Genomic DNA, 12,788 nt, shown 5'->3' on the forward strand with positions numbered 1-12,788 from the left:
TGGATTAATTTTAAAACATATAGAAATATGATCAATGAAGTTATTAAAAAGAATGGAATTACTTACGGTGTAATGATTGGAATTGCATCTGCATTATTTACTGCTACGATATACGCGATTGATCTGAATCTGTTCACAGCCTGGTGGATGGGTATCATAGGTATTGTAATCAGTCTGACAATCAGCATTGTTTTACTTTCTAAAACTAAGAAAGAATTAAAAGGAGTTTTCCCTTTCAAAGATGCTTTTACCACTTACTTTATAGCTGCTGTAATTGGGGTTCTAATTTCTACTTTATTTAATATTGTTTTATTTAACGTTATTGATCCGGGAGCAAAAGATACTTTAAACGAAATCATGATCAAATACACTGCAAACATGATGCAGAAATTTGGAGCACCTGCTTCATCAATTAATGAGGCCATTAGCAAAATGAAAGAAAGCAGCCCTTACTCGACTATTGAATTATTAAAGGGATCTGTTTTTGCAATTGTTATCAGTGCCATTTTTGGATTAATTTTCGCCGCATTTTTTAAAAGCAAAACTACACAAGAATAAAAAAATAAATGAATTTATCTATACTTATACCGCTTCTTAATGAGGAGGAATCACTAAAAGAACTCTATTCATGGATTATTAAAGTGATGCAATCTAACAATTACTCTTATGAAATCATTTTTGTGGATGATGGAAGTACAGATGATTCTTGGAATATCATTGAAAGTTTCTCTAACGAAAATCCGAATGTAAAAGGAATTCGTTTTATGAAAAACTTTGGAAAATCGCAGGCTCTGCATGCTGGTTTTGCCAAAGCACAAGGAGATGTTATCATCACTATGGATGCGGATTTACAAGATAGCCCGGACGAAATTCCTGGTTTATATGAAATGATCACAGTTCAGAAATTTGATTTGGTTTCAGGATGGAAAAAGAAACGTTACGATTCTGTTGTAGCAAAAAATCTTCCTTCAAAACTATTTAACTGGGCCGCCAGAAAAACTTCAGGTGTCGAGTTAAACGATTTCAACTGCGGACTGAAAGCTTATAAAAATGCAGTAGTTAAAAACGTTGAAGTTTCGGGCGAAATGCACCGTTACATTCCGGTTTTGGCCAAGAATGCTGGTTTTAATAAAATCGGAGAAAAAGTGGTTATTCATCAGGCCCGTAAATATGGTGAAACTAAATTTGGAATGGAACGTTTTATAAACGGCTTTCTTGATTTAATTACTATTTGGTTCTTATCCCGATTCGGAAAAAGACCTATGCACTTGTTTGGTGCCATTGGATCTTTAATGTTTATCATCGGATTTTTACTGGCGGGTTATATCGGAATTTCAAAACTATACCACATGTATAATGGAATGAAATACAGCCTAATCACCAATAACCCATGGTTTTTCATTGCTTTAACTACCATGATACTGGGAACACAATTGTTTCTGGCTGGTTTTCTGGGTGAAATTATCCTGAGAACCAAAAATAACGAAGCTCGTTACAAAGTAGCCCGTGAGGTTAATTTTTAACGCAAAACCCTAGCCCCGATAGTAGTGGAAATCCTTTTTCTTTTTCCTTTAAAAAGAAAAAGATTGAAACAGATAGCGGGAATAAGCTCTATAAAAAACTTATTATTTTAATACAAAAAGACACGAATGATGAATATAGCACCGAATATTCTAAATGCAGTAAACGAATGGCTAACCCCTACATTTGACAGCGAAACGCAAGCTGCTGTTAAAGAATTAATGACCACCTCACCAAAGGAACTAGAGGAAAGTTTTTATAAAAATCTGGAATTTGGAACTGGCGGAATGCGTGGTGTGATGGGTGTTGGAAGCAACCGAATTAACAAATACACCCTTGGGAAAAACACTCAGGGTTTATCTGATTATTTACATATTGCGTTCCCAAATCAACCTTTAAAAGTAGTCATTGCGTATGATTGTCGTCACAACAGCAATACTCTGGCAAAGGTTGTTGCAGATGTTTTTTCGGCAAACGGAATTCACGTGTATTTATTTTCAGATTTGCGACCAACTCCGGAATTATCCTTTGCACTTAAATATTTAGGCTGCCAATGCGGAATTGTATTAACTGCTTCTCACAACCCACCGGAATATAACGGCTATAAAGTATACTGGGAAGATGGCGGACAAATTGTTCCTCCCCAGGATACTGCAATTATTGACACGATCGAGAATTTAGGCTATGATAAAATTAAATTTAAAGCTAACGAAAGCCTCATCGAGTATATCGATATCGAACTCGACAAAGCTTTTGTAAAATCGTCTATCGAAAACGCAAGCTTCAATACTCCTGCTAAAGCAAAAGACAACCTACATATTGTTTTTACTTCTTTGCACGGAACCTCTATAAAATCTATTCCTGATACTTTATCACAGGCAGGTTATAAAAACGTACACATCGTACCGGAACAAGCTATTCCTGATGGAAATTTCCCAACGGTAAAATCTCCAAATCCGGAAGAACCTGAAGCTTTAACTATGGCTCTGGCTTTGGCTGATAAAACGAATTCAGACATTGTAATCGGAACGGATCCTGATTGTGATCGTCTTGGTGTTGCTGTTAGAAACAACGAAGGCAAATTGATTTTACTAAACGGAAATCAGACCATGGTTATGATGACTGCTTTCTTATTGAAACAATGGAAAAAAGCAGGTAAAATTAACGGAAAACAATTCATTGGCTCAACCATTGTTTCGACTCCGATGATGATGGAATTAGCCACCAATTATGGTGTTGAATGCAAAGTAGGATTGACAGGTTTTAAATGGATTGCCAAAATGATCAAAGATTTTCCTCAACTTCAATTTATTGGAGGTGGTGAAGAAAGCTTTGGTTTCATGGTTGGTGATGCCGTAAGAGACAAAGATGCCGTTGCTGCAACCTTATTAATCTGCGAAGTTGCCGCTCAGGCAAAAGCAGCGGGAAATAGTGTTTACAAAGAGCTTCTTCAGCTTTATGTTGAAAACGGTTTTTATAAAGAACATTTGATTTCTTTAACCAAAAAAGGGATGCAGGGTCTGGAAGAAATCAATCAAATGATGATCAGTTTGCGCAACAATCCGTTAAAAGAAATCAGCGGACAGCGTGTGATCATGATGGAAGATTACCAGACATCAATTGCTTTAAATTTATTGACCGGAGAAGAATCGGTAATGGATATTCCAAAATCAAATGTATTGATTTATTATACCGAAGACGGTTCTAAAATTTGCGCAAGACCAAGTGGAACTGAGCCTAAAATTAAATTCTACATTAGCGTTAATGCACAGTTGGATTCCGTTGAGGATTTTGATGCGGCAGAAAGCTACCTGGACGAAAAGATACAAAGCATTATTGCAGGTATGCAATTGAAATAAAACAATGAGTGACAAGCTTGACACAAATGACAAACCTGAACTATTAGACTCGATAATTGGGCTAATAGATCAAACACGTCATTTTGTTGCCAAAACGGTTAATCAGGAATTAACGCTCTTATACTGGAAGATTGGAAAAACGATTAATGAAGAGATCTTAAAAAATGATCGGGCTGATTATGGAAAGAGACTTATTCAGAATCTAAGCATTAATCTTTCAAACAGATACGGAACTGGTTTCAACAAAAGAAACTTACATAGTTTCATCAAATTAAACACTGTAATACAAGACTTTACAATTGTGCACACAGTGTGTGCACAATTGACCTGGTCTCATATCAGATCATTAATTTACATTGAAGATGATATAAAACGTGAATTTTACATCCAAATGAGTATTCACGAAAGATGGAGTGTTCGAACTTTACAAGAACGTATGGACAGCATGCTTTTTGAAAGAACTGCGATCAGCAAAAAACCAGAAGAAACAATCATTAATGATTTAGCTTTACTGAAAAACGAAAAACAAATTAGTCCGGACTTAACTTTTCGAGATCCTTATTTCTTAGATTTTTTAGGATTACATGACACTTATTCCGAAAAAGACTTAGAAAGTTCCATCTTAGCTCAATTACAAAACTTCATCACAGAGATGGGCAGTGAATTTGCTTTTCTAGCCCGCCAAAAAAGAATTACTATTGATGATGAAGATTTTTATATTGATTTACTTTTTTACCATAGGGGATTAAAATCTCTGGTCGCTATCGATCTAAAACTAGGAAAATTTAAAGCCGGCTATAAAGGCCAAATGGAATTGTATTTACGCTGGTTAGAGAAAAACGAACAAAAAGAAGGAGAAAACAAACCAATTGGATTAATTTTATGCAGTGAAAAATCACCTGAACAAATTAATTATCTAATGCTGGACAATGACGAACAAATCAAAGTATCAGCCTATTTAACCCAATTACCTGAAAAAAAATTATTATTAGAAAAGCTAGAAAAAGCAATTGCCATAGCAGAAAATAACATCAAAAATAAATGAGTAATTTCAAAAAAATAGTTCCTTTTATATATCCTTATAAAAGATATGCATTCTTAAATATCTTTTTTAATATTTTGTATGCACTTTTTAGCACGCTTTCTTTCATGGCATTAATTCCGATGCTTCAGGTTTTGTTTGACAAAACGAAGAAGAATTATGTGATGCCGACTTATGAAGGAATTACCCATGCAAAAGAATTTGCCGAAAACTACCTAAGCTATTACATTACAAAAAATACAGATCCTAATAATCCCGGATTTATACTTTCTGTGATGGTGGCACTTATCATTTCGATATTCTTATTGAAAAATTTAGCCGATTATCTGGCTATGTTTTTCATTAACTTTTTGCGAAATGGTGTTTTGAGAGACATGCGAAATGCGCTGTATAAAAAAACATTGGAATTGCCGCTGGCTTTTTATTCTGAAAAAAGAAAAGGAGACGTTATCTCCCGAATTTCTGCCGATGTCAATGAGGTTCAGACTTCGTTTTTAGCAATCTTAGAACTTATCGTAAAAGAGCCTTTAACTATTGTTTTTACGATATGTGCTATGTTAATCATCAGCGCTAAACTTACCCTGTTTGTATTTGTTTTTATTCCTGTTTCGGGATATATTATCTCCTTAATCGGAAAACAATTAAAGAAACAATCGGGTAAAGCTCAACAGGAACAAGGCAGCTTTTTATCTACTATTGAAGAAACGATTGGTGGTTTAAAAGTGGTAAAAGGATACAATGCTGAGAATTACTTCAACACTATCTTTCAAAATTCAACGGAACGTTTTTTCAAACTGTCCAACAGTATTGGAAATCGCCAAAACTTAGCCTCGCCTGCCAGTGAGTTTATGGGTATCACCGTAATTGCGATATTACTTTGGTACGGAGGCCAAATGGTTCTGATTGAAAAAACACTCGACGGCCCATCTTTTATTGCCTATATGGGATTAGCTTATAACATTCTAACGCCTGCAAAAGCAATCTCTAAAGCTTCTTACGGAGTAAAAAGAGGAAACGCCGCCGCAGAACGTGTTCTTGAAATTTTAGAACAGGAAAATACCATTACCTCTAAAGACAAAGCAGTTGAAAAAACAACGTTCGACAGTAACATCAGCGTTCAAAATATCAACTTTAAATACGAAGACGAAACGGTTCTGAAAGACTTTTCTCTTGACATTAAAAAAGGACAAACTGTTGCGCTTGTTGGACAATCCGGTAGTGGAAAAAGTACGATTGCCAATTTGTTAACCCGTTTTTATGACGTAAACGACGGAACAATTTCAATTGACGGCATTAATATCAAAGACATGAACTTACAGTCGCTTCGCAGTTTGATGGGGCTGGTAACGCAGGACAGTATTTTATTCAATGATACCATCAAAGCCAATATCGCCTTAGGAAAACTCGACGCAACGGACGACGAGATTATCGAGGCACTAAAAATCGCAAATGCCTTTGAATTTGTAAAAGAACTTCCATTAGGCATTTACACCAACATTGGCGACAGCGGAAACAAACTTTCAGGAGGACAAAAACAACGATTATCAATTGCCCGAGCGGTCTTGAAAAACCCGCCAATTATGATTTTGGATGAAGCCACATCGGCATTGGATACTGAAAGCGAGAAATTTGTTCAGGTAGCTTTAGAGAATATGATGCAAAACAGAACTTCGATTGTAATTGCTCACCGACTTTCAACCATTCAGAAAGCAGATCTAATTGTTGTTATGCAAAAAGGAAAAATCGTAGAACAAGGAACACATGAAGAGCTGATTGCGCATAACGGGACCTACAACAAACTGGTGACCATGCAGTCTTTCGAGTCCTAAACATAAGCAAACAGGCTTAGCCACAAATTATACAGATTACCACAGATTATTTTTCTCTCAACGAATTAAAATCTTATATTTATCTGTATAATTTGTGGCTTTTTTATTTCGAATAATCTTAAATCCGTAAAAATGTACCTTAATAATTCAAACATAAAACTTCCGGATGACCCGGATACAATTGTCTGGAAGTACTTAGACTTATCTAAATTCCTTGATTTATTAATGTCCAAAAAACTATTCATGTCCCGTTCTGACAAATTTGAGGATCAGTACGAGGGCACTTTTAGCGAACCTACCTTTGAAGAGATTAAAAAACTGGCCATAGACAATCCGGATTTCTTAAACTACTACAAAACCCATCGCGAACAGGTAGCCATAAGCAGCTGGCACATCAACGAATATGAATCCTTTGCCATGTGGCAGATTTTCACCAAAAACAATGAGGGTTTAGCTATTCAGTCTACCATAGGAAGACTGCAAAATGCTGTAAAACCGGAAAACAATTTCGATCAATATATTGGCGAGGTAAACTATATCGACTACAAAAAAGAGTACATCCCGTTTGATGATTTATTCTTTCCCTTTTTATTTAAGCGTAAAAGCTTTCAGTATGAGCGCGAAGTTCGAATTCTTACCGATACTTCAAAAAGTGACATTAAACTAAACGATGGCTTAAAAATCAATGTTGACCTAAGGCAATTGATCGAAAAGATTTACATTCATCCAAAATCTGAAAACTGGTACAAAAAACTGGTAATCGATTTAACGGAACGTCTGGGGTTTGATCTCGAAATCGAGAAATCGGATCTGGAAAGTGATATTTTGATATAGTTTTTTTTAAAGGTGCTGAGATTCTGAGGTGCTAAGCTGCTGAGTTTTCTTGCCACAGATTGCACAGATGAAAAGGATTTTACGCATCATCTAAAAGAAAAAAAGGTTTTTAAAAATTAAGTAAATTAATTTTTAAAAACCTTTTTTTCTGGTTCAAAAATCTTAAGATCTTAGAATCTCAGCACCTTAGAACCTTCTAAATAGGTTTATAACTTTTAACTTCCCATTTTTTAGAAGCTAGGTCGATATAATTGTAATGTAAAACATCATTTTTATCAAACTGTCCATTTTGGTTCGTATCTTCAATCGTTCTGAAATACAAACGATTTCTTGATTCGATTAAATTCCAGTCTACCAATTCCTGAAAGTCTTCTGAAATTTTAGTAAAACGCTCACCGCTGATATTACTTAAATACAACGTCTTAATATCACTGGTGTCAATTTTACCATCTTTATTGGTATCTGAGTCGGCCAGAGTATACACCATAATCTGATTCTGTGTTTTATCGGCAACCGTTTTTAAATAAGTAGCCGTCAAAATCAGGGCTGGTTTATCTGTCAAAGGACGTATGGAATCTGAATCAACTTTCTGGAACTTCAGGTTTTGTAAATACCCCGTGATTTCAAATTCTCCTAAATTAGAGATTGTAAAACTTACATCATTTACACTCGAAGAGCCATAACGGGCTTTTGTTCCTTTTTCAAAAACACGCAAGTCTCCAACCGGATGAATCAAATAACTTGTTCCTTCCATTTGAATAGGCAAATCAGCTATTTCAATCTGCGTAGAATCTGTTTTTGCAACAGTATTCGTTTTACTGGCGGTATCGTAAATTACTTTAGGTTTCTTCACTTCATCTTTACAACTTGTAAGTGTTCCGATGCTTGCCAGGGCTATATAGGTTAAGATCTTTTTCATGTATGCTACTTCTATTAGGATATCAAATATAGTATTTTTGATTGTATTATCTAGTTTTATTGAATTTTACTAGAACCACTTCTATAAGTTGTTCACGCAGATACTTGCATACTCAGCAGAAAGAACGAAATCAATATTTTATAATCTCGCATTCAGCTTCACATTAAAAACCCTCGAGGTCATATAATTTGGAATTGCATACTGGTTTTTAGAATACACATCACGAACCCAGGTATTGGTAATCGCATTTTGATTATTGAAAAGATTGAAAATTTCAACGCCAACAGACAATTCTTTAAAGTTCTTCAACCATTTAGCCTTAGCAACTTTCGTGTTTCCATCCACAAAAACTTTCGCAAAACCAACATCGGCTCTACGATAATCATTCAATCTTCTTTGGTACAGATATGGATCTGAATAAGCTGGTGCTCCTCCGGGTAAACCGGTATTATAAACCAGATTCAAATACAACTTTACACTTGGAATACTTGGCATATAATCCTGAAACAACATCGCAAACTTCAAACGCTGGTCTGTAGGCCTCGCGATATAACCTTTGTTTTCATAGTTTTCTTCGGTTTTTAAATATCCAAAGCTAATCCATGATTCTGTTCCGGGTACAAACTCTCCATTCAGTCTGAAATCAACTCCTTGCGCATAAGCTTTTGCATTATTATTGGCAACATATCGAATTCTGACATTATCAATCGAATACACATTTACATCCGACAGCGATTTATAATAAAGTTCTGTAACCCATTTAAAAGGACGGTTCCACATTTTAAAATTATAGTCGTTCCCCAAAACGATATGAACGGATTCCTGCGCTTTCACATTTGGATTTACCACACCATTTAAATCCCTAAGTTCTCTATAAAAAGGGGGCTGATGGTACAATCCTCCGGAAAGTCGGAAGAGCATGTCCATATCCCAATCCGGTTTTAAAGCAAATTGGGCACGCGGACTGAAAACGGTTTGAGTCTTACCTTCAACAGCCCCTCCTGAAACATTCCAACTCTGAAAACGAGCTCCGAGATTATACCAAACCTGACTGGATCCTATTTCTGATTTTTTATTCCATTGCGTATATCCCGAAAATCGGTTTATGTTATTAAAATTTGTCGCTCGTACCTCCTGATACGGTAATAATGGCCCAGTATAAGGCTCGTAAGGCTGATTGTTCTTTGGTAAAAAAGCGATTGGTGGATTAATCGAGAATCCTGCCGAATCAATCATCTCCCACTCTACAATTCGATCCCTAATTGATTCACGCGTATATTTCAAACCAAATTCCAGCTGGCTGTCATTTTTCCATTCTTTAAAACCTTTAATCTCTATATTAGCGATTAAAGCATCCAAGTCATTTCGGGCATGGCTCAATTGCGAACCTATTCCACGAGTAAAATCGACATTTGAGATGTCTTCATTCTCTATACTACCCAAACGATATTGTGCGAGAATATCAAAATGCTCCTGTTCTATGGTATGAAAAAGGGAACCAATTAATTTCAAAGTAAAAGTGGGCGAAACTTTGTAAGTCGTTTTCAAGGCACCGAAATAGGTATTGTACTGATCCCGTTCCCTGCCTTCATAATACACAGCAAGTGCCATTGGCTGATCTATGGTCCCAAATTTTGTCTCACGGGTTAAAGGCTGATACAAATATTTGTTTTGGGAGATATTCCCTAAAAAGCTCATTTGCCATTTTGCAGAAATATCATAATTAATATTGGTCTGAATATCTGCAAAAGTTGGAGTATAATTGGTTTGTGTATCCTGACTATTCACCAACAAGCTATTATTCCTATAACGAACTCCGGTTACAGCCGACCATTTTTTATTTTTAGAAACAGCATCGACCGATATACTTCCTCCAAGCAAACTGGCTTCAAGCGAAGCGCCAAACTGCGTTGGTTTTCTGTAAGTGATGTCTAAAACAGAGGATAATTTATCTCCAAACTTTGCCTGAAATCCTCCTGCCGAAAAGTCAACATTCTGTACTAAGTCGGTATTGGTAAAACTCAACCCTTCCTGTTGTCCGGAACGAATTAAAAATGGGCGATAGACTTCGACCTCGTTCACATAAACCAGATTTTCATCGTAATTTCCACCCCGAACCGCATATTGTGTACTCAGTTCATTATTGGAATTTACACCCGGCAGTGTTTTCAAAATATTCTCGATTCCGGCATTGGCTCCCGGTATTTTCTTAATAGTGGAGACATCGACATTTGCGATACCCTGAATCCTCTTCTTACTTTTAGAAGAAACAAAAACTTCTCCCATTTGTTCTTCGGAACTGCTCATTAAGGGATTAAAAACGAAAATCTCATTTGAGGCTAAATGTACGGTCAGACTCATCATTTTTAAAGAAACGTGGGTAAAAATCAACGAAATCTTTTTACCTGACGGCACTATGATTTCATAAAAACCATTTGAATCAGATTGCGAAACATTCCCGGAAGAACTGACATTAACTCCAGTCACAGGACGTTTCTGCTCGTCCAGAATAACACCTTTTACATGAGCCTTTTGAGCATATGAAATAAAGGTCATGCATAAAAAAAGGAAAACGGCTATTAACTTAATTTGATTCAAGTGTTTGGGTTTTATTTTTGTTGGCTTCTAAAAAAATGAGTCTCAAAGATAGCAGAATTTCCTACATTATCAATCACTTCAATTTTTAAATCATTTGCTCCTTCAGCAAGGAGAGTGTCATCAAAAGTATGCGTTATTTTTCTTGATTTACTTTCATATTCAAACAGAATCCAGTTTCCATTAAGATAACCGTTGTACGATTTGATTCCGGAAGAAGCATCATTAATGGTAAATTCTATCTTTTTAACTCCGGTAATCCACTTGTCCTGAATTGGTTTTACAATTTTAATGATGGGCGCAATAGTGTCCAGAACTAATCCAAACTGCCCTAATGTTTTTGATTTGGCAGTAAAAACATCTCCTTTTCTTACTGTTCCGTTATAGCTGGCAGAGTTTCCGTTAAATCTTCCAATAAAAAGTTTATCTCTTAAAGCCTCCGGAAACGAGCTGTCCTTAATCGTAATGGTAAAATTGGAATGTACCGGAACGGTATCGTCGTGGATATAAATACGATTATTTTTAACATCAAAGTTTAAATTAAAATCGTCATAAAAAGTTCCAGCCGGAAAAAACACAGACATATTATCTTTTTCAAAATTTGAATCTTTATTGACTTTAATAAAGTATTTTGAAGTTATTAGCTCCTCTTTTACAACTGGCGTCGCCGTGTCGTATTCAATTGGAACAGTAACAGCGCTTAAATTCCCAAAATAATCCGAAACCTCAATTCTGTAAGTGGATGTTAAATTAGGTTCGGCCGAAACAATTCCACGCAAGGAATCGGTCTTAATAATACTCAACGCATAAGGTGTTTTCATAAAGAGTTTCTGAACCCGCTGACCCGATTTTTTATATTTACCATAATCGATAAAAGCATTTATGTATCGCATCTCATCGAAGGAATAGGTATTGAATTGATAATTGTAATTTTGATTTCCGTTCAGAAAAGTAGAAACATTAAAAACACCATTTTTATTAAACGAAACATCATCATAATCTACCGCAGAAATTCCGAAACCAATCCTACCATTGGCTTTTACTTTACCAGCCAGATAAGTCCCGTCCTTTTGCAGGGCAACATTCAGCAACAAAGGCTGTTTGGACTGATTTACCGTTGCATTATCCATAGGATAAACATACACACTCGAAATACTAGGCTTTTTAGTATCTTTTAGATTTTTATCGAAGCCAAAAAATATGGGATTAATTACAAATTCTGTTTTAGTATCCCGAATTTCAAAATGAAGATGCGGTCCTTCTGATGAACCTGTATTGCCGGAAAGCCCAATCAGATCACCTTTTGTAACCGGCAGTTCGTTGGGTTTTGGAAACATTTCAATCTCATATGCTTTTTCTTTATAATGTGTTTTGGTTACATAATCCAAAATTGGTCCTACCGGAGTTTGCAAATGTCCATATACCGAAGTGTATCCGTTTGGATGCGTAATGTAGATGCATTTACCGTTGCCGAAAGTCGAAATTTTAATTCTCGACACATATCCGTCAGCAATGGCGTACACCTTTAATCCTTCTCTTTGATTCGTTTTCAAATCAAACCCCGCATGGAAATGATTTGGTCGCAACTCCCCGAAATTACCGGAAAGCTGCATCGGAATATCCAGCGGCGGACGAAAATAATCTTTTGGATATTGCGTCTGCGCAAAAATAAACGGACTAAAAAGCAGAGCAAGTAACGAAAATTTCATAAGTAACATTTTTGCTAAGATAAAAAATTAAGAAGCGAAAACCGAGTATAACGCCACAAAAATACAATCGATTGAATTTCATTCGTTTGTTTATTTTTAATGTAAAAAAATCGATAAAAAATTGCATTAATAAAAAGGAATACTAACTTTGTAGGATTAAGTAATGAATAGGATTTATAATGAGTGTAATTGCCGAAATAATTGATACTCTTGAATATAAAGTCGAAAAGCTTTTTGAGAAATCAAAAGGCTTGGAGCACAATAATCAGGCTTTACAATTAGAATTAGCCAAAGCTGCGCAAATTATCCAGAAACAATCTGAAGAAATTGAAGCTTTGAAAAAGCAACATGAAACACTTAAGATCGCCAATTCATTACTCGGCAGTGACAACAACAAGAGAGAGACAAAGCTTAAAATAAATTCATTAATTCGCGAAATTGACTACTGTATAGCACAGTTATCCGATTAACCAAGACGAC

10 protein-coding genes are annotated in these 12,788 nt (G+C 35.8%); 7 read left to right on the top strand and 3 right to left on the bottom strand.

Features of this window, described 5'->3' with window-relative positions; translation table 11 throughout:
• Positions 1-27: 27 nt before the first annotated feature.
• From BHE19_RS13990 to BHE19_RS14015, 6 genes are all read left to right on the top strand, one after another.
• Positions 28-558: a DUF4199 domain-containing protein gene (locus BHE19_RS13990; protein ID WP_070907616.1), complete on the top strand. Its 531-nt coding sequence runs from the start codon at positions 28-30 to the stop codon at positions 556-558.
• A gap of 8 nt (positions 559-566) precedes the next feature.
• The gene (locus tag BHE19_RS13995) at positions 567-1,523 is read left to right on the top strand and encodes a glycosyltransferase family 2 protein (RefSeq protein WP_070907617.1); all 957 of its coding nucleotides are present in this window, start codon (positions 567-569) and stop codon (positions 1,521-1,523) included.
• Positions 1,524-1,652: 129 nt separating this feature from the next.
• Positions 1,653-3,380, top strand: coding sequence for a phospho-sugar mutase (locus tag BHE19_RS14000; RefSeq protein ID WP_070907618.1), 1,728 nt, complete (start codon positions 1,653-1,655; stop codon positions 3,378-3,380).
• 4 nt (positions 3,381-3,384) lie between these two features.
• A complete protein-coding gene (locus tag BHE19_RS14005) occupies positions 3,385-4,425 on the top strand; it encodes a PDDEXK nuclease domain-containing protein (protein WP_070907619.1) in 1,041 nt (346 codons plus the stop codon).
• The gene (locus tag BHE19_RS14010) at positions 4,422-6,251 is read left to right on the top strand and encodes an ABC transporter ATP-binding protein (protein ID WP_070907620.1); all 1,830 of its coding nucleotides are present in this window, start codon (positions 4,422-4,424) and stop codon (positions 6,249-6,251) included. The genes BHE19_RS14005 and BHE19_RS14010 overlap by 4 nt, the downstream gene beginning before the upstream one ends.
• A gap of 132 nt (positions 6,252-6,383) precedes the next feature.
• Positions 6,384-7,085 carry a DUF2971 domain-containing protein gene (locus BHE19_RS14015; protein ID WP_070907621.1) on the top strand — a complete coding sequence of 234 codons (702 nt, stop codon included), beginning with the start codon at positions 6,384-6,386 and terminating at the stop codon, positions 7,083-7,085.
• A 196-nt stretch (positions 7,086-7,281) separates the two neighbouring features.
• On the opposite strand, the gene BHE19_RS14020 is transcribed toward BHE19_RS14015, so the two are convergent.
• From BHE19_RS14020 to BHE19_RS14030, 3 genes are all read right to left on the bottom strand, one after another.
• Positions 7,282-8,004, bottom strand: coding sequence for a hypothetical protein (locus tag BHE19_RS14020; RefSeq protein WP_070907622.1), 723 nt, complete (start codon positions 8,002-8,004; stop codon positions 7,282-7,284).
• 138 nt (positions 8,005-8,142) lie between these two features.
• Positions 8,143-10,560 (bottom strand): TonB-dependent receptor, encoded by a 2,418-nt coding sequence (locus tag BHE19_RS14025; protein WP_070907623.1) that lies wholly within the window; start codon positions 10,558-10,560, stop codon positions 8,143-8,145.
• 53 nt (positions 10,561-10,613) lie between these two features.
• The gene (locus BHE19_RS14030) at positions 10,614-12,308 is read right to left on the bottom strand and encodes a M23 family metallopeptidase (RefSeq protein ID WP_083342551.1); all 1,695 of its coding nucleotides are present in this window, start codon (positions 12,306-12,308) and stop codon (positions 10,614-10,616) included.
• A 179-nt stretch (positions 12,309-12,487) separates the two neighbouring features.
• On the opposite strand from BHE19_RS14030, the gene BHE19_RS14035 reads away from it, so the two are divergent.
• Positions 12,488-12,778, top strand: coding sequence for a Mis12-Mtw1 protein family (locus BHE19_RS14035; RefSeq protein WP_017498113.1), 291 nt, complete (start codon positions 12,488-12,490; stop codon positions 12,776-12,778).
• Positions 12,779-12,788 lie beyond the last annotated feature (10 nt).

This window comes from Flavobacterium tructae (genome assembly GCF_001853485.1).
In the GTDB taxonomy this organism is placed as follows: domain Bacteria; phylum Bacteroidota; class Bacteroidia; order Flavobacteriales; family Flavobacteriaceae; genus Flavobacterium; species Flavobacterium tructae.